The organism is Erythrobacter sp. JB1-15 (assembly GCF_057365035.1).
In genome coordinates this window covers 1,492,614-1,509,716 of the sequence record NZ_CP200295.1, presented here as the reverse complement: position 1 = coordinate 1,509,716, position 17,103 = coordinate 1,492,614, and the positions used below count along the sequence as shown (strand labels likewise).

Genomic DNA, 17,103 nt, shown 5'->3' with positions numbered 1-17,103 from the left:
CTTTAAGCAAAGCTCATCGCCAGACTGCCCATCAACAGCACCCAGCCATCAACCAGCACAAACAGCAAAAGCTTGAACGGCAGTGACACAATCGTGGGTGATAGCATCATCATGCCAAGGCTCATCAGCACGCTGGCCACCACCAGATCGATCACCAGAAACGGCAGAAACAGCATGAAGCCGATCTGGAAAGCGGTTTCCAATTCGGAGGTGACGAAAGCGGGCAGCAGGATCGAAAATGGAATGTCCGATGGGTTTTCAAACAGTCCGCCGCCCGCCAGATCGGTGAACATGACAAGGTTCGCCTCGCGCGTTTGGCGCAGCATGAAAGCGTGGAACGCCTCGCCCGCGCTCGCAATGGCAGCATCAGCATCCAGAGTGCCCGCCGCATAAGGTTCAATCGCGGTGGCGTTCACGACATCAATCGTGGGGGCCATGACAAACAGCGACAAAAACAGCGACAGCCCCACCAGCACCTGAGTGGGCGGGGAACCTTGCAATCCCAACGCCTGGCGCAGGATCGACAGGACAATCAGGATGCGCAGGAAACTGGTCATCATCAAAACGATCGCAGGCAGGATCGTCAGCAGGCTCATCACCAGCAGAACCTGCAAGGACAGGCTTAAAGGCGCATCCCCCTCGCCCGCAGCATCGCTGCCGTTTTCACCGCCCAGCGCGCGTTCAATGGCGCTGCCAATGCCTGCGCCGGTTTCCCCCGGATCGGGCGTCTGGGGCGGCAATTGGGGCGCGGCGGCATGGGCCATATCAAGGCCCAGAAATATGGTTAACCCGGCAAGGCCGATGGCGCCGAGGACAAGGCGGAGAACGCCGCTCATGCCGGGGGGTTTGGGTTGGAGTGTTCAGCGGTATTTGCCTCTGCCGCATCGGGAATTGGATTGCTTTCGGCCAGCCGCACCAGCCCCTGACGCGAACAGCCCAGCAAAATCTCACGGTCATGAAAGCGGACAACGGCCAATTTCAAACCCGGCGCCACCAGACTGGTTTCAACCAGTTTGACCGCGCGCGATGCTGATTGCATGCCCACCAAACGGGTCTGCAAAAACCGCGTCAGGCGCAGGCTGCCCCAGATAAGCAGCCCCAAAAGCGGCAGCAAAATCGCCAACCGCACAAGATATTCGGCCATCATTGGCCAATGTCTTTCTGAATATCTTTCAGGGCGTCTTTCGGCGCACCAGCGGTGTCGCCCATGGGCGGCGGCTGTGCTGATGGCGCATCGTCCATTGCCCCGCCAGAAAGGGAGGCAGAAGGCGTTGCAGAAGGCGGGGCAGCAAGGCCTGGCCCTTCATCATCGCCCGCAAGGCTGACAATCCTCAGCGCGAACCGGCCATCTTGCGCAACCACTTCGCCGCGCGCGATGACGCGGCCATTGGCAGTGATATCGAGCAATTCATCGGTCAGCCTGTTCAATGGCACCACGCTGCCTTCGCCCAGCGCCAGAACATCGCGCAGCGGCATATCGCTGCGGCCCAATTCCACCGACAGCCTTACGCTGACATCGCCAAATCGCTGCAAAGCAGGGCTGACCGCGTTCATGCCGCCACCCCGCTGCGATGAAACCGGGTGAGGCGCACCGCCATCTGATTGTCAATCGTACCAAGGCTGCCATGCGCCAGCACGTCCTCGCCCGTGCGCAGCGGCACTTCGCGCGGCATGGCAAAGGGGATCTGATCGCCGGGCCTAAGCCGTTCGAGCCGGGTGAGCGAGAGGTCAAATTCCGCCAGCACCGCTTCGATTGACAGAGGGATATGGGCAAAGGGTGCATCATTGCCCCCGCGCCGTTTCGCCGCCTTATCGCTGCGCGCATCATTGCTGGCCGCGCCCGGCAGCAATCGGTCGAGCCGCTGTTCGGGCAGCGCGATGAGCGCTTTCCAGATAAGCGGATCGCCCGAGGCGCTTTCCTCGCGGCATTCCAGGGTAAAGACGGCGCAAGGCGTGTCCTGATCGAACGGTTTCAATCGGCCTGCACTTTCGCTGCGGACTATCACATCCGCTTTGATCGACCGCACCGCGCCGCCATTGCCAGGGCCGCTGCTCGAACCAGCCTGCCCTTCCATGCTAACCCGCGCGATGGTCTGGGCGATAATCTTGGCCGCAGTGTCAGTCAGCATCGCAGCAGAACGCGGCAATTGTTCAGGCAGATCATCTTCGCTCGGCCTGCCATCCCCGCCGAACGAGCGATCCGTCAGCGCAATCGCAGTGGCAAAATCATAGGACAAAAGCAGCGTGTGATCATCCTGCCCGCAGCGCAGCAGGCTGTTCGCTGCAATCGGGCCAATCCGGGTAAGCACATCGGACCCGGCCATCGCCTCTGGCGCTGACAGTTCAACGGTCAACTTTGCGCCTGAGAGCAATTCGGACAGATCCTGCGACAATTCGCGCGCAATATCGCGCTGCCATGCGGCAAGGTTTTCCGCGCGTTCTTCGGGGCGCGGGCCGGTGCGAATGAGGTCATCGCAGTGCTGCGCCTGCGGACGCGCGGTGGCAAAGGCGTCTGCCATGTTGGGGGACAAGTTCATTGGACCAGCAGCCCTCTGAAATGCACCGCTTCAACCCCGCCAAAGCCTTCGTTCTCCTCCAGCACAGCATTGATCGCATCGGTCAGGCGTTTGGTGAGCTTTGCCTTGCCTTCAACATCGTACAATTCCGCCTCTGTCGTTGCGGCAAGCTGCGCCAGGATTGCTGATCGGATCGCCAGTTCATGCGTTTTCACCCATTGCAGCACGCGTCCATCGCGGCGCGTGGATACGGCAAGCTCAGTTTGCACCAGTGCAGGCGAACCGGCCAGATTGGACGTGAAGCTGTCTTCGAAATTGTAATATGCAGTGCGGTATTCGCTGCCGCCTTCGCCGTGAACGACGGTAAATTCATCCTTGCCGCCGCCCTCTGTAGGCATGGCATAGGGATCATCTTCGCCCTTTTTGATATATTCGGGCAAATCCGGTCCGCTATCTTCATTACCGCCAAACAAACCGGCGGCATAAGCGCCGTAAGCCCCGCCCCCTGCAAGGACGAGCGTGAGCACAACCGCGATGACGATTTTCATCATCACCCCGCCTCCGCCAGAGGCTTTGTCGTCCATATCTTCGGTCTTGGCCATTGTCTTTCAGCTCCCCGAGCATGCGTGGCAAGTTTAAGCGAACAGCCCGCCATTGCGCTTGCCGTCCGCCAGGCCATCAGCCCCGCCGCCATCGCGCAAAAGGCTGTCCTGCCTGTCAGCGCCCAAATGCTCCAAAGATGGTTGAGAGCCGCTTCCCTCCTCCCCTAGGAAAGACCCGTAGCGCGGGTTTCCGCCTGCCGCAGACCCTCCGCTGCCCGCATTGTGCGCGCCGGAATGGGCCGTGCTATTGGCACCGTTTTGGCTGCTTTCCTGATGCCGCGATCCGGGCTGGTTGCCCGCCTGGCTGGTGGTTTCAACCGCAGCGATGACCGCGCGATCTGCCATAGCGGCATGGATTGCCGGGATAAATCCTGGATCGCGATTGGTCAGCACGGCGCGCAAATCCGCACCCGATGCCTCCAGCCGCATATTGACCGCGCCAAATTCGGCATGGCGCACGGTTAATTCGGGCCGGGCAGACCGCGATGCCTCACGCGTCTGGGTCAATTGGTCGATCGCTTGCTCAATCTGCGGGGCAGTCGCTTTGTCAGGCGCCGGGACGGCTGAGAATGAGGGGGCAGCAGCGGCGTTGGTGGGGGCGCTCACCGATGGGTTGGCTGCAGCGTGCGCGCTGGCGGCAGGCGTTAATGCGGCACCGGGCCGCTCTGCGATCGGGTCATGGCTCGGCTGCGCTTCGGCCAATCGGGGGGCGGCAGTAAGCTTGGCCGGATCGGTGCGGGTCTGGGGAAGCGGTCGCAGCTGGGCCTCATCTGAAGTTTCAGCGGCTTTGATGCCAGCCAGGGGGAGCCGCCGTTTGGCGAGTCGGATCAAACTGCTGCTGCTGGGGCGCGCGGGCGAGCTGCGGCAGAATATCCGGTGCGGGCGTATTGAGCGCAGCTCGCTTAAGCGCTGCTGCGCCAAGTTCCGGGCGCTGCTTCCCCTTTTGCAATGCGGCCAGTTGATCGGCAGCGAGGGCCTGCGGCAAAGGCTTGGCCGCTTCTTGTCCGGATTGTGCAGCCTGCGCCGCCGGCAAAGCCTGCGCGGCCTTCGCTTGCGGCATATCCTTGCCGGCCTGCAAGGCTTTGCCGCCATTGGATGCAGCGGCCGGTTCGCCGCGCGCGCGTTTATCGGCCGCGTCCGCCGCGGCAGGTTCAAGCGCTGGCAAAGCTCCCGCCGCAGCCGGATCGCGCGCCATCCCAGCCGGGCGCGCCCTATCCGCTTGCCCAGCTTGAACAGGAACCGCCGCTGCAACATCCGGCACCCCAGCTGCGGCCGGCGTTTCAGGCTGAGGCGGCATTTGAACAGGCCGATCCTGCGAGCCCTTTGCAACCGCGCGGGGCAAGGCATCCTGCGCGCCCTTTGCTGGCAATTTCGCATCCGCAATCGGCTGCGCGCCTTCAGTTTCGCCCGGCAAAGCGGGCCCCAAAGCAGGCCTCAATTCAGGCCTCACATAAGGCCCCAAATCAGACGGGGCGCTGGCGAATTCCAGTTTCGCGCGGATGTCGACTGCGGGCTGCGTGATGGGGAATTGACCAAGGGGCGCATCCGCCAACCGGCCCGCCTGCAATCCGCTGGGAGCAAGCATTTCGGAAGGCTCACCGGGCAAGGCAGCATCCGCAATCGGCGAAACATTCTTTGCAAGGTTCAACAATGCAATCGGCGAGGCATCGACCGGGCTTTCGGACGAAGCATCGGGCGCAGCATGAGACTGGGCATCAGACGGGGCATCAGACGGAGCATCAGACAGGGCCCCAGACAGGGCATTCAGCGGGCCATCAAACGGGGCGCCGCCCCTGTCCAAAGGCGCATTGCCAGCACCGGAGCCAAAATTGCGGCCAATAGTGGGCGCGGCAACGGGTATAGCCCCACCGCCATGCACTTTGGCCAAAACCCCCTCGTCCAACAGCGCAGCCATATCCATGGACGGACGGGGGTGCCCGGATTAGGGGCGGCTTTCAGACTTCGCGGACTGGCCAGACCGGGCGCACTAGCCAGACCGGACAGGCCGGGCGAACCGGTCAAATCTGATCCCTTCGGCAGACCTTGCCCGCTCGGCAGGCCTGCACCGGCGGGAACCTTGCCAGCGGAAATCGCAGAATTGGAGCCAGAAATCATAACATCATCCTTGAAAATACACGCTCAACCGCGCTCAATCCCGCTTTGGGCCGAAACCCAAGTCGCAGCGCTCAGCTTTTGTCGGGATTGGACTGCAATTTGCGTGCCATGGCGGCGGCGATGGGCTGATCTACGCGTTCCTGCCTATCGCGCTGTTCACGAAGCGCGGCCTTGGCCCGCGCGCTCAATCGCTCAATGCGCTGTTCGCTTTGTGCCAGCTTATCGACCTGCCAGCGCGCCTGACGCGAAGCATCGCCGCGCGCCTGATCGGCATTGCGCGCCAATGCGGCAAGCTCGCCTGCGAACAGGGTCTGATGGCTTAAAGTGCCGCCTGTTTGCGCGCCTGTGCGCCCGCCATAACCGCGAGCAAGCTCGCGGCTGCGCTGCGCTAGGCTGGCGCTGCGCTGTTCCTGCGCGATGGCATCGGCGAGCGCTGTCATCGCATCGCGCCGCGCAATGCGCGCCAATAACAATTGCCGCTCTGCGCGTTTCAGCTTGCGATTATTCGGCAAGGATTGCCTCTTGCCCCGCTGCGGCAAGGTCAAGCAGCGCGCTTTGACTGTCTTCAAGACCAAACGCCTCGCCCCGGCGCTGCGTGACAAAACCATCGATCCGCTCAGACAGCGAAAGCGCCCTGTCCAGCATCACATCCGATCCTGCACGGTAAGCGCCCATCATAACAAGATCGCGATTGTCCTCGCGCACGCTCATCAATCCGCGCACTGTGCGCGCCGCCTCTGCAACGGTCGGCGGCACCAATTCATCCATCACCCGGCTCAGCGATGCGGGCACATCAATCGCGGGATAATGCCCGCGCTGCGCAAACTCGCGCGACAAAACGATATGCCCATCAAGGATGGCGCGCGCGGTATCAACCACCGGATCAGCGGTGTCATCGCCATCGGCCAGAACCGTGTAAAGGCCCGTGACAGCCCCGCCCGTGCGCTGCGAATTGCCGGCACGTTCGACCAATTTGGTCACAGCTGCCAACGCCGAAGGCGGATAGCCGCGCGCAGCTCCCGGCTCGCCCAGCACCAGCGCCAATTCGCGCGCAGCATGGGCAACTCGGGTCAGGCTGTCGAGGATCAGCATCACACTTTTGCCTTGCGCGCGGAAATATTCGGACAATGCGGTGGCATATTGCGCGGCGCGCAGCCGCAGATTGGGTGCGTGGTCGGCAGGCACAGCGATAACGACAATGCGTCCGCGCTGCGGGCCTGCCATATGCCGCGCGACAAAGTCGGACACTTCGCGCGCGCGTTCCCCGATCAAAGCAACAATCGTGATATCCGCCACCGCATGGCCCGCAATCGTGTCAATCAGAACCGATTTGCCCACGCCGGACCCGGCAATCACGCCCATTCGCTGGCCCACGCCCATCGTGGTGAGCGCGTTGATCGCGCGCACGCCGCAATCAAACGACTGGCTGACCCGCGCGCGTTCGAGCGCGCTTTCGCGGTGTCCGGCCAGCGGCCAGTGCCGGGTAAAATCAATCGGCGGTCCACCATCAATCGGCGCCCCCAGCCCGTCCAAAGCGCGGCCAAGCACGGCATCGCCCACGGGCACTTCGCCCGGCCTGCCGCACGCGCGCACGCTGGCATCGGGGCGCAGCAGCACCGCATCGCCCAGCAGCATCATCAAAGAATGCCCGCTGCGAAAACCGATCACTTCGGCAAGGCTTTCGGTGCCATCCTCTGCCTCGATGGCTCCAAGTGAACCGATAGGCAGCGGCAATCCCGACACTTCGACCAATCCGCCATCGCACGCCGCCACCCGGCCCGTTATCACAGGGCCGCATTCAACATGCGCGCGCCGCATCCGCGCGCATTCCAGCTGCATTTCGGCCAGCATAAGGGCCGCTATCCGCGCAAGGCAGCGGCAATCGCGCGCCGCCATTCCGCCGGGCCATCGCGCACGCCGCCTTCGGGTCCGCTAAGTTCGATAGAGCCGCGTTCGAGCGCCGGATCGGGAACAATCTCCCATTCGGCCAAAGCGCCTTCTTCCAACAGCGCCAGATCATCCGGGTTCAGATGCAAAGTGCACGATTGCGCTGCAGACCCAAGCCGTGTGGCTGCCGCGCGCGCGCGTTTTTGCAAAGCATCGGGATCGGCAGCATGATCTGCCAAGGCCGCATCGCACAGCGAAAGAACCGTCTCCGCCAGTTCTGCAGCCAGCGCATCCATTGCCGCCTGATCAAGCTGGCGAAAGGCAAGCCGCAAAGCCATGCGTTCATCGTCCATCAGGGCCAGCTTTGCCTCCAGCGCCTTGTGTGCGGCGGCTTCGCCTTGCGCATATCCGCGATCCCATTCGGTCTGCGGCTGGGCGGGCTCGCTGGGCCGAGGGGTTTCTGGGGTTTCGCTGGCAGGGTGGGCGCGGGCGAAGGGCGATGCCGCGCTAAACTCGCTCGGCGCGCTGAACGCCGCGATCCAATCGGGCACGGCGGCGCCGGATGCACCACCGGCTGACAAAGCCCCGGCCGCGGCCGCATCAGCGATCCAATCAGACGAATTCACTGTCATCTGCCCCTATGGAAATTTCGCCTTCTTCGGCCAGCGAGCGGGCGAGATCGACAATCTTTCGCTGGGCCAGTTTCACATCGGCCATGGCCAATCTGCCGCGCAGTTCAATTTCATCGCGCACCCCATCAGCAGCGCGGCTCGACATGGCGGCAAAGAAGGGTTCGCGATCTTCTTCGCTAAGTCCTTTGAGCGCATCAATCAGCGCTTCGTTATCCACATCGCGCAGCAAGCGGCCCATCCCTTGCGGGTCCAGTTCAAGCAGCATTTCGAACGTGAACAATTCGTCTTCGATTTTCTGCGCCAGTTCCTCGTCGCGCTGGGCGATGGCGGGCAGCACGACATTGCGCAATTCGCCTTCGGACAGGTTGATAAGGTTCGCCGCTTCGCGCGGGCCGCCCATGGCCAATGCGCTTGCGCCGAAATTCGCGCCGATCCGGTGCGAGAGCAATTGATCGATCATGCCGATAGCCTGCTGCGATACAGGGCCCATCTTGGCGATCCGTTCCACCACGGCGGATTGCTTGGTCTCATTCAGCGATGAAAGCACTTCGGCAGCGGGTTCCGGCTCCAGCAGCAACAGCAAAGCCGCGATCACTTGCGGGTGTTCATCCGCGACCAGTTTGACAACGACACTGGGCGCCAGCCAGCGCGCCATTTCGATGCTGCGCGGGCGCGGCGCGGGTTCGATGCGAAGCATCATGCTTTCCGCTTTGGTGGGCCCAAGCGAGCGTTCAAGCATCTGGCGCACCTGTTCATTGCGGCCGCGTGCGGGCAGAATTTCGCGCGCCGCTTCGCCTGCGAAATCTTCCAGCGCCTCAGCTATGCGCGCCTGATCGATATCACCCAGCGCGCACATGGCAGCGCCCAGCGCCTGCAATTCAACAGGCTCCATCCGGCCAAGCAGACCTGCGGCTTCATCCTCGCCCAGCAGCATCAGGAACACCGCCGCCCGGTCCACCCGGCCCAGCAAAGGTTCAGGGATCGCACGCCCGCCTGATGCGCTTTCCAGATCAGCCTCTTTCACATCAGCATCACTCATGAAGACGGCGCTTTCTCATCTTTGGCCGATGGCGGCTCTAACATCCGCTGAAGCGCTTCGACCGCGCGTTCCGGTTGACTAACGGCAAGCTGCCGAGCGAGCTCAACCTGTTTCGACAGATCGGCAAAGGTGCTTGGCGCTGTTTGCGATTGCCCTGCCAAACCAGTCGCGCCTGCACCAATCGCTGCGCCCGCAAGCGGTTCATCGCCATCAATCAAAACGAGCACTTCATCATCGCCATACCCGCCGTCTTTGGCCGCGCCATCTTTGGCCGCGCCGTCCTTCTTGATTCGCCCGATCATCGGGCGCACGGCGAGGAACAGCACCAGCAGCACTGCGATGAGTGCGGTGGCATAACGCACCACCATCGCGAACCAGGGCTGTTCGTAAAAGGCAGGCGGTTCCATCACTGCGGTTTCAAACGCGCTGGGGATCACTTCGACAATATCACCGCGCGCCGTGTCCGCGCCGACAGCCGCGCTGACGAGGCTTTGCAATTGCTCCGCCGTCATCGGGGCTGCGGCTTTCAATGCTTCATCACTGACCGCGACTGCGACTGATAGTTTGGTCAATCCGCCCGGCCGGGTCGAAGTCACCGCCACTTCGCGGCCCACTTCGTAACTGCGCGATGTGGCGCTTTCTGTGTCTTTGGGCACGCCATCTGCGGCAGCGGCTTCGGTCTGTGCGGCGGCGGCTTCCGGATTGGGCGCTTCGTCCACCAATTCGGCATCTGGCGGAGGAGTGTTTGCCGTTACACCGGGCACACCGCCCACGCCGCCGCTGCCTGCAACGCGCACCGATGTGCGCTCGCTTTCTGATCGGACCACGCCGGGATCGTTGTATTTTTCCGTGGCGCTCGTCACATCCTTGGTGTCGAGTTCGACCTGCACCTGGCTGGAGAAATTGCCTTCTCCTAACAAAGGCGTCAGCAATCCGGCGATCTGCTCGCTCAGCTTGGTTTCAAATTCGCGCTGCAAAACCAGCCCGTCCATCGCGGCATCACGGGCGGCAGAAAGGAGGCGGCCATTTTGATCCACCACGCGCACCGCATCCGATGTCATTCCCGGAACCGAGGCAGAGACGAGATTGACGATGGCCTCGACCTGATCCTGACCCAGCGAACGCCCGCCCACCAGCCGCACCATGACAGAGGCGCTGGGCGGGCTGGCATTGCGCACAAACACCGATCGTTCAGGCGTGGCGAGATGCACGCGCACCGCTTCGATCCCGTCAATCTCGCGGATCGTCAGCATCAATTCGCGCTCGCGCGCCAGCCGCAGTCTCTCGCCTTCCAATGTGCGGCTGGAACCCAGCGGGATCGCGTCCAGCATTTCGCTGGCCCCTTCGGGCGCTGCCAATCCGGCATCGGATGCGACCAGCATGCGCGCGCGGTAGACATCATCTTCGGACACGCTCATCGCGCCTGTGCCATTGTCGATGGAATAGCTGATCCCGCCGCGCTCCAGCGTATCGACCACCTGCGCACGTTCGCCATCGGACAGGCTGGAATACAAAATCCGCTGCGGACCCGATGCGATCATCATATAAAGCGCCGCCAGCGCGACCACTGCGCCCAATCCGATCAATGCAGGCAAAGCGCGCACAAATGCAGGTTGCCTCGTGAAATCGGCCACGCCATCCGGCAGCATGGATCGCCACCCGCCCGGCTGGCTTGCCGCAGCAGCGGTGCCATCACCTATCGGCGAGGCGGCTGGAAGAGTGCTCTCAGCCACTTATCACGCCCCCATCCGCATGATTTCCTGATAGGCCGAAAGCAGCTTGTTGCGCACTTGCAGTGTCGCCTCAAACGCTATGCCCGCTTCCTGGCGAGCGACCATCACTTGCGCGATATCGGTCACTTCGCCGCGTTCATATCCGGCTTGCATATCGCCTGAATGTTTCTGCACCGCGCTGACCGATTGCAGCGCATTTTGCAGCGTATCGGCAAAGCCGCTGCCCGCGCGTTCGCCCGGTTCCGGGGCAATCCCGCTGGCTGCGCGCACATCTTGCAATGCTTGCGAGCGGCCAAGGATTTCCTTGCGCAGCGCCATCACATCGGAAACGCCAAATCCTGAAGATATCGCGTTCATGATACGCCTCCTTGTTGCAGCAAACCGGTCTCGCGCATGGATGCCAGCCGGTACCGCAGGGTTCGCTCCGATATGCCCAGCGCGCGGGCGGTGCGCGCACGGTGCCCGCCGTTCGAATTGAGCGCATCGATAATGGCGGCCGCTTCGGATCGGAACGCGACATCAGACAGCGAGGCGGCTCCGGGCTGGCTGGATGCTGATGGAGTGCGTGTTGGCAGCGCAGATGCGGCCTGCGCATCGCCCGCCGCGCCCATGCATCGCACCGGTTGATCAAACACGATATGGTCCGCCCCGATCATCGCAGCATCCCCTGCGAGCAGAATTGCGCGGCGGATCACATTTTCCAATTCGCGCACATTGCCCGGCCATGCATGCCCTTCAAGCAGGCCGAGCGCGTGCCCGCTGATCCAGTTCGGCTTTGGCAGCGATGCACCGCGTCCGTCATCCGCTTTTGCGCAGGCATGGCGCAGCAACATACCAAAAGCGAGCGGCGCAATATCCCCTTTGCGATCGCGCAAAGCCGCGATTTCGAGCGGGAACACATTCAGCCGGTACAGCAAATCCTCGCGGAAAGATCCCAGCGCAACTTCATCGGCCAAAGTGCGATTCGTGCAAGCGATGATGCGCACATCGATGGTTATCGGGCTGGTTGCGCCCAGCGGCAAAACTTCGCCTTCCTGCAAAGCGCGCAGCAATTTCGCCTGAAGCGCGAGCGGCAATTCGCCGATCTCATCCAGCAGCAATGTCCCGCCATCTGCGGCGCGAAACAAACCCTCGCGCGCTTCGGCGGCGCCTGTAAATGCGCCCTTACGGTGTCCAAACAGAAGGCCTTCCAGCATCGCTTCGGGCATGGCGGCGCAATTGACCGCGACAAATGGCCCGCTGCTGCGCGCGGATAGTCGGTGCACAAACCGGGCGAGAACTTCTTTACCTGTGCCCGTCGGCCCTTCGAGCAAGACGGGGATTTCGCTGCCCGCAATCCGCTCGGCCAAAGTCAGCAATGCAAGGCTGCGCTCATCAGCGGCAATCGGCCAGCCGCCTTGCGCGCAGCATGCCAGAAACGCAGCGCGCGCGGCTTCGTGTGATTGCGCGGTGTAACGCAAAGCGACCCGCGCTGGCGAACTGCGCGTAAGGCTGGGTTGATGGGCAAGGCCAAGGTCAAGCTCAATGGCATCCTTTGGCCGCCCGCCCGCAGGCAAATCAAAGCGCCCCTCTTCGCCCATCACCAACCGTGCGCGCTGCCATTTATGCGCGAGCAAAGGCAAGACCGGGTCGAGCAGCGCAGAGTGACGCGCGGTTACATCTGCGCGGGCTGCGCCCGGTTTGGTGAGCGGTTGAGGCGCAGATTGGGATACGCGGCAGCGCTCAGCCGGTCGCGGCACTGATTGCGGTTGAGGCGGGTTAGGCATGTTGCGGCACCGATTTGCTTGTTTTTCTGAGGGCTTATGAAAGGCTCGATGCTGGTTTGGCGCCCGGCCAGCCAAGATAGCCGTAAGTTAAGCCCCCGTAGTCGCACCTAAGCCCTGCAATTTCTGGCCGGGCTCTATGCAGGAGCGTGCAGGATACTCGGCGATGCCTGCCTGGTCCGGGGTGGCAAGCTGCGGGCCGGCTCTGGGCAAAAGCGCTTCTGCGTTCGCTTTTTCGCATGGGTCCATCACCCAGCCCTTAAACTTTCTCCCAAGTGGTCGCTCTTAGTCTCAGCAGCGGCGAAGCAATTCGTTCTGCAAGATCACACAAGATCACTTTACGATCGCTAGGAGTTTTAGACCAATGTCCGTAATCAACACCAATATCTCAGCCCTGCGCGCTCAGAACGCCAGCATGTATGCCAACAAGCAATTGGGCGATGCGATGGAGCGCCTGTCAACCGGCAGCCGCATCAACTCAGCCGCTGATGATGCCGCTGGCCTGTCAATCGCCACTGGCTTTACCTCAGACATCCGCGCGATGAACCAAGGCATCCGCAACGCCAATGACGGCATTGCGCTGGCGCAAACCGCCGAAGGGGCTTTGGATGAAGTGTCCAACATGCTTCAGCGCGTTCGTGAACTCGCCGTGCAATCACAAAACGGCACGCTTGATGATACAGATCGCGGTTTCCTTGACACCGAAGTCACCGAACTCGCCGCTCAGATCAACGACATTCTGACCAACACAACATTCAACGACGTAACACTGTTCAGCACGACCAGCGGCACCGACGTTTCTGTGAACATTCAGATCGACGCAACTCGTAATGTCACTTTGACCAGCACCGGCATTGATGACACCAACCTTGATGCAGCCGGCCTTGATGTGAGCACCGCTACCAACGCGGCCACCGCGATCACCAATGTTGATGCAGGGCTTCAGGCTGTGAACAGCGCGCGCTCTTCGCTGGGTGCAGGCCAGAACCGTCTGGAAAGCGCGATCAACAACCTGACCACGACATCGACCAACCTGACCGATGCGCGTTCGCGGATCGAAGATACGGATTTCTCATCGGAATCGACCGCTTTGGCCAAAGCGCAGATCCTTGGTCAGGCATCCACGGCGATGCTCGCTCAGGCGAACCAGTCACAGCAGAACGTCCTTTCCCTGCTGCGGTAAGCTTACCTTGAAGACCATCCAGCCCGGTCTGTTCTGGCCGGGCTGGAGACACGAAAACCCGAAAGAGGCTGAGGCGCTCTTTCGGGTTTTTGGTTTTGAGGGGGTGTTTTGTGACTAGGCGCTTAGGCTCACGGGCCGGGGCGTTTTTGTTGGGTGCGGATCAGACATCCGCCAAGGCCTTGCCGGACCACGCCTGAGTCTTTGTTGGGTGCGCCCTTGGCATCCGCCAAGGGCTTGCCGGACCGCCCCGCCTCCCCGCCCGTCCACCATATCCTAGTGGAACCCTTGGTGGACGGGCGGGGAGGTGGGGAGGTCCGGCGTGAGCGATAGCGAACACAAACAGAAAGCCTCACCCTCAACCCGCGCTGCGGTCCTGCCACTCGATCACTTCGAGGTAATTGCGCAGGCGGTTCTCTTCGATCCGCGCAATCAGCGGGTTCGCGTGATAGGGCAGCAGGAACTGCGCCAAGTCTTCAGACCACGGCGCATTGGCGTCAAACACAATGCCCAGGCCCAAAACGGCAGGCACATGCACATACATCAGCCCGCGATCATCGCTGTCGGTTTCGCGCAGGAAATCCTCCACCGCAGTCAGCACGCCATTACGCTCCCCGCCCGATGCCAGCGCAACCGCGAAATTGCCCATACCGCGCAGGCCTCGCCCGCGCGTGGCTGTGTCCATGTCCAGTTTCACCCCGTGGTCAAAACTGTGCGGATGCCGCCAGCCAGAAGGGATGCGCGCCGGCGCATAATAGAAATCGCGCCGCGCGCACGGCCATGACACATCGTGCAGGAAAGCAAGCAGCGGCTTGCCGCCCGCGACCTGCGCCGCATCGATCATTTTCAGCTCGTTATAGACGGTGTAATAATTGTGATCGCCATCCACAAACCACGCATCCGCCGCCGTGCAATCAGCGAGCGCATCCAGGCTTGGCTTTGCGATATGGCGCACATGGGACTGTTCATCCGCCCATGCGGCAAAGCCTGTTTCGGGTTCGGGATCAATGCAAGTGAGCTCGCCCCCGTTCTGCGCGCAGCGTTCGGCAAGCACTTTGGACATGCCGCCATGTTCGCTGCCAATTTCGGTGATGGACCGGGTTTTCGCCAGATCCAGACAGGGCAGGATCAGCGGGGAAAATTCGGACATTGAATGGATCAAAAGCTCGCTCATGCGGCGATCTCCTGCGTGCGGGCTTTGGGTTTTGATGCACCGGGTGCTGGCCGCTGGCGGATTGGGCGAAAGACAATTTCGACCATGTCCATAGTGGCCTGCGGGGTCAGCTGATCCGGCGCAATAAACAGCACGCCGGCGGGATCGGGGCATTCGAACAGGCCTGGTTGATGCTCGGTCAGGCCATCGGCAATCGCGGTAAGAGGCACGGGCCGGTCGTCATTGTCCAGACTGCCGCGCAGGCCACCAACCGGCGCGCGAGTGATCGAGGCAACTTCCACCCATTCAAACGCCGCGCCAATCCCGATGGCTATCGCTTTGGGGGCGGCACTGATCGGCAATTGCGCGGTGAAAAACCCATCATGGGTTGCGCGCGCTTCAATCTGGTGCGCGGCGCTGCCCGCAGTGCCAACGTAATAGGCATCAAGCGTGATCGTCTGCGGGGCATAATCGACATAGCTCAGCCCCAGGCCAAAGCGTTTTTGCAACAGCAGCGCGAGCCGCGTGCTCATGTCCTCTCCCGCCAATTCGGCAGGCAGGAACATGCGGGCAGACCCTTTCATGTAGAACAATCCCCGCCGTCTGATCCCTTCATGGGCAAAGTCAGGATCAAACAGCGGCACAATCCTCTCGCTGCCCAGATTAACGTCGTGCTCAAACCCTTTAAGCACGCTGAGTTCATCAGGCTGCGGCAGAAACAGGAACCGGGTGAGCGCATTGCCAGCGGTTTCGCGCCAGCCGCGCTGATCGTGCACCGCGCTGGTGCGGATAATGGGGGGCTTCATCGCGGCTTTTGCAAAAGCGACAACGCCTTTTTGCACCGCATCGCGAATATCGCTTTGCTGACCTTTGAAACCGCTCTGATTGCGCACGGGTTCGCCGTGATCGGTGTAATCGACAACCGATCCCAATTCGCAGGTCGCCAGCTGCTCGATCACCGCGACATTGCCGCACAGGGATTCCAGATGTCCGGGATCAAAATGGCGCGTATCGATCAGGCCCTTTTTGTCAAAACCGGACGCGGTCATCTCGCGCAGCAGCAAATAGCGGCCCGCCACATGGCAATCAAAGGCATCGCTTAACAGGCCGTCAATCTGGTTTTGCGCGGACCCGTTATAGCCCAGATCCACCAGCATCAGCGTATCGCCCGGCTGCGGATCAACGGCGCTGCGGACATGCGCGATCAGCCTTTCCGCAAAGCCGCGCGCCCGCCGCAATGTTGTTTTCTGGCGTTTGCCGGTGCGCAATTCTGCGAGCAAAGCTTCTGCCGCCGCGCTCAAATCCGCATCTGATCGCGGCGTGCCGATGCAATCGGTGATCTCTTCCGGAGTGAACAGCAATTGCCGCGCTAAAGTGCTGGGGTTTAGCCCATGTTCGAGCGCCACATGCCGATCATAGGCTTCGCGCGATGCCAGCCCGGCAGCGGTTGCGGTAAAGCGGCTGATTTCCACTCGCGCGGTGCTGTCAGCGCGGTCGCAAGCGGCATGGACGAGCTGCGGCAAATGCCCATCGCGCAGCATAAACAGCCAGTGGACCCTGCCGCCGCGCTCACTCGCCAGCGCCTCTGCCTCATCGCTCAGCCAGTTTTGATAGGCGCGAAACACCGGGCCAAGCACGCAAAAACCCAAACGCTCAGCCGGATCGTCCATCGCTGCTTCATAGGCGGCGATCAAAGCGCGCTGCATTTGCAGCCCGGTCACACCCGATCCAGACGCATTGGCGCTGCCTATCGCTCCGCATGCGCGTTCAAACCGCAGCCGCTGGCGCGCTTCATCGGTGAATTGCAGCAGCAGCAGTGCAGGCACGCCCAGGCTGCGCGATGCATCGTAATCCGCCGCAGGGTTATCGCCGATATGCAGCGCCTCTTGGCTTTTGCATTTCATCGTTTTGAGCGCTTTGGCCAGCAGCCCTTCGCTTTTGGACAGGCCCGCCTGGGACGAAGCAAACACACGGTCAATCAAGCCCGCGACCTCTTCGCCTGCCGCCTTTGTAATAAGGTCAGTCAATTCGCACGCATCCAAATAGGTGTCGGACACGATGATGACCTTGATCCCGCGCGCTTTGGCCGCCCGCATCAAAGCAACTGTGGGTTCAAAAGCGAAGCAGCTGCGCACTTCTAGCGCGTGTTCCGCCCCGGCCGCCTGCGCGATTTTGGCCCCGTCTGCATGCGGCATGGCCTGCGCGTAAATCTGCACAAGGCTTACCTCGCTGCGGCGACGCTGCGTAAATTGCGCTTTGCGTGCATTCGTTTCAGCCGCGCCGCGCTGTGCTGGCAGCACCGTATCCAGCCCTGCAAAAACGTCGCTGGGCGTATGACAATCGCGCCATAACAGCGTGTCAAAACAATCGAGCGACAGCACTTTTATCCCGCCGGGTGCCCGGTCAAGCGCGGTGGGCAATTCATGCGGCCAGATTGTCTCGGTCATTACGCTCTCCATTGGATCCAATCGCGCCTGCGGGAT

The 17,103-nt window shown here is 61.7% G+C and carries 17 protein-coding genes; 1 reads left to right on the top strand and 16 read right to left on the bottom strand.

Translation table 11 applies throughout. The features are described from left to right. Positions 1–2 precede the first annotated feature (2 nt). From fliP to AC0V6L_RS07205, 14 genes are all read right to left on the bottom strand, one after another. Positions 3–836: a flagellar type III secretion system pore protein FliP gene (gene fliP, locus AC0V6L_RS07270; RefSeq protein WP_486153640.1), complete on the bottom strand. Its 834-nt coding sequence runs from the start codon at positions 834–836 to the stop codon at positions 3–5. Beyond that, positions 833–1,147, bottom strand: coding sequence for a flagellar biosynthetic protein FliO (locus tag AC0V6L_RS07265; protein WP_486153639.1), 315 nt, complete (start codon positions 1,145–1,147; stop codon positions 833–835). The genes fliP and AC0V6L_RS07265 overlap by 4 nt, the downstream gene beginning before the upstream one ends. After that, a complete protein-coding gene (gene fliN, locus AC0V6L_RS07260; RefSeq protein ID WP_486153638.1) occupies positions 1,144–1,554 on the bottom strand; it encodes a flagellar motor switch protein FliN in 411 nt (136 codons plus the stop codon). Before fliN ends, AC0V6L_RS07265 begins: the two co-directional genes overlap by 4 nt. Then, positions 1,551–2,537 (bottom strand): FliM/FliN family flagellar motor switch protein, encoded by a 987-nt coding sequence (locus AC0V6L_RS07255; RefSeq protein WP_486153637.1) that lies wholly within the window; start codon positions 2,535–2,537, stop codon positions 1,551–1,553. The genes fliN and AC0V6L_RS07255 overlap by 4 nt, the downstream gene beginning before the upstream one ends. Then, positions 2,534–3,118: a flagellar basal body-associated FliL family protein gene (locus tag AC0V6L_RS07250; protein WP_486153636.1), complete on the bottom strand. Its 585-nt coding sequence runs from the start codon at positions 3,116–3,118 to the stop codon at positions 2,534–2,536. The genes AC0V6L_RS07255 and AC0V6L_RS07250 overlap by 4 nt, the downstream gene beginning before the upstream one ends. 33 nt (positions 3,119–3,151) lie before the next feature. Next, the gene (locus tag AC0V6L_RS07245) at positions 3,152–3,949 is read right to left on the bottom strand and encodes a hypothetical protein (RefSeq protein WP_486153635.1); all 798 of its coding nucleotides are present in this window, start codon (positions 3,947–3,949) and stop codon (positions 3,152–3,154) included. Next, positions 3,897–5,039: a hypothetical protein gene (locus tag AC0V6L_RS07240; RefSeq protein ID WP_486153634.1), complete on the bottom strand. Its 1,143-nt coding sequence runs from the start codon at positions 5,037–5,039 to the stop codon at positions 3,897–3,899. The genes AC0V6L_RS07245 and AC0V6L_RS07240 overlap by 53 nt, the downstream gene beginning before the upstream one ends. Before the next feature lie 265 nt (positions 5,040–5,304). Then, positions 5,305–5,745 carry a hypothetical protein gene (locus AC0V6L_RS07235; protein ID WP_486153633.1) on the bottom strand — a complete coding sequence of 147 codons (441 nt, stop codon included), beginning with the start codon at positions 5,743–5,745 and terminating at the stop codon, positions 5,305–5,307. Continuing rightward, positions 5,735–7,084 carry a FliI/YscN family ATPase gene (locus AC0V6L_RS07230; RefSeq protein WP_486155071.1) on the bottom strand — a complete coding sequence of 450 codons (1,350 nt, stop codon included), beginning with the start codon at positions 7,082–7,084 and terminating at the stop codon, positions 5,735–5,737. The genes AC0V6L_RS07235 and AC0V6L_RS07230 overlap by 11 nt, the downstream gene beginning before the upstream one ends. A gap of 8 nt (positions 7,085–7,092) precedes the next feature. After that, positions 7,093–7,746: a FliH/SctL family protein gene (locus tag AC0V6L_RS07225; RefSeq protein WP_486153632.1), complete on the bottom strand. Its 654-nt coding sequence runs from the start codon at positions 7,744–7,746 to the stop codon at positions 7,093–7,095. Beyond that, a complete protein-coding gene (gene fliG / locus AC0V6L_RS07220) occupies positions 7,733–8,791 on the bottom strand; it encodes a flagellar motor switch protein FliG (protein ID WP_486153631.1) in 1,059 nt (352 codons plus the stop codon). The genes AC0V6L_RS07225 and fliG overlap by 14 nt, the downstream gene beginning before the upstream one ends. Continuing rightward, positions 8,788–10,524, bottom strand: coding sequence for a flagellar basal-body MS-ring/collar protein FliF (gene fliF / locus AC0V6L_RS07215; protein WP_486153630.1), 1,737 nt, complete (start codon positions 10,522–10,524; stop codon positions 8,788–8,790). The genes fliG and fliF overlap by 4 nt, the downstream gene beginning before the upstream one ends. Positions 10,525–10,527: 3 nt before the next feature. Then, positions 10,528–10,881, bottom strand: coding sequence for a flagellar hook-basal body complex protein FliE (gene fliE / locus AC0V6L_RS07210; RefSeq protein WP_486153629.1), 354 nt, complete (start codon positions 10,879–10,881; stop codon positions 10,528–10,530). Further along, positions 10,878–12,290 (bottom strand): sigma-54 interaction domain-containing protein, encoded by a 1,413-nt coding sequence (locus AC0V6L_RS07205; protein ID WP_486153628.1) that lies wholly within the window; start codon positions 12,288–12,290, stop codon positions 10,878–10,880. The genes fliE and AC0V6L_RS07205 overlap by 4 nt, the downstream gene beginning before the upstream one ends. A 361-nt stretch (positions 12,291–12,651) precedes the next feature. On the opposite strand from AC0V6L_RS07205, the gene AC0V6L_RS07200 reads away from it, so the two are divergent. Continuing rightward, positions 12,652–13,470 (top strand): flagellin N-terminal helical domain-containing protein, encoded by an 819-nt coding sequence (locus tag AC0V6L_RS07200; RefSeq protein WP_486153627.1) that lies wholly within the window; start codon positions 12,652–12,654, stop codon positions 13,468–13,470. A gap of 355 nt (positions 13,471–13,825) precedes the next feature. Here AC0V6L_RS07200 and AC0V6L_RS07195 read toward each other — a convergent pair whose 3' ends face one another. Both AC0V6L_RS07195 and AC0V6L_RS07190 read right to left on the bottom strand, forming a co-directional pair. Further along, positions 13,826–14,641 (bottom strand): class I SAM-dependent methyltransferase, encoded by an 816-nt coding sequence (locus AC0V6L_RS07195; protein WP_486153626.1) that lies wholly within the window; start codon positions 14,639–14,641, stop codon positions 13,826–13,828. Then, on the bottom strand, positions 14,638–17,067 hold the full coding sequence (locus AC0V6L_RS07190; RefSeq protein ID WP_486153625.1) for an HAD family hydrolase: 2,430 nt from the start codon (positions 17,065–17,067) through the stop codon (positions 14,638–14,640). Before AC0V6L_RS07190 ends, AC0V6L_RS07195 begins: the two co-directional genes overlap by 4 nt. Positions 17,068–17,103: the final 36 nt, after the last annotated feature.

Bases quoted from the DNA above. Each gene is read 5' to 3' on its own strand.
- fliE (WP_486153629.1), bottom strand. From the start codon at position 10,881: ATGAACGCGATATCTTCAGGATTTGGCGTTTCCGATGTGATGGCGCTG.
- AC0V6L_RS07265 (WP_486153639.1), bottom strand. From the start codon at position 1,147: ATGATGGCCGAATATCTTGTGCGGTTGGCGATTTTGCTGCCGCTTTTG.
- AC0V6L_RS07250 (WP_486153636.1), bottom strand. From the start codon at position 3,118: ATGGCCAAGACCGAAGATATGGACGACAAAGCCTCTGGCGGAGGCGGG.
- AC0V6L_RS07255 (WP_486153637.1), bottom strand. From the start codon at position 2,537: ATGAACTTGTCCCCCAACATGGCAGACGCCTTTGCCACCGCGCGTCCG.
- AC0V6L_RS07195 (WP_486153626.1), bottom strand. From the start codon at position 14,641: ATGAGCGAGCTTTTGATCCATTCAATGTCCGAATTTTCCCCGCTGATC.
- AC0V6L_RS07205 (WP_486153628.1), bottom strand. From the start codon at position 12,290: ATGCCTAACCCGCCTCAACCGCAATCAGTGCCGCGACCGGCTGAGCGC.
- AC0V6L_RS07240 (WP_486153634.1), bottom strand. From the start codon at position 5,039: ATGGATATGGCTGCGCTGTTGGACGAGGGGGTTTTGGCCAAAGTGCAT.
- fliG (WP_486153631.1), bottom strand. From the start codon at position 8,791: ATGAGTGATGCTGATGTGAAAGAGGCTGATCTGGAAAGCGCATCAGGC.
- AC0V6L_RS07230 (WP_486155071.1), bottom strand. From the start codon at position 7,084: ATGCTGGCCGAAATGCAGCTGGAATGCGCGCGGATGCGGCGCGCGCAT.
- AC0V6L_RS07200 (WP_486153627.1), top strand. From the start codon at position 12,652: ATGTCCGTAATCAACACCAATATCTCAGCCCTGCGCGCTCAGAACGCC.
- fliN (WP_486153638.1), bottom strand. From the start codon at position 1,554: ATGAACGCGGTCAGCCCTGCTTTGCAGCGATTTGGCGATGTCAGCGTA.
- AC0V6L_RS07190 (WP_486153625.1), bottom strand. From the start codon at position 17,067: ATGACCGAGACAATCTGGCCGCATGAATTGCCCACCGCGCTTGACCGG.
- fliP (WP_486153640.1), bottom strand. From the start codon at position 836: ATGAGCGGCGTTCTCCGCCTTGTCCTCGGCGCCATCGGCCTTGCCGGG.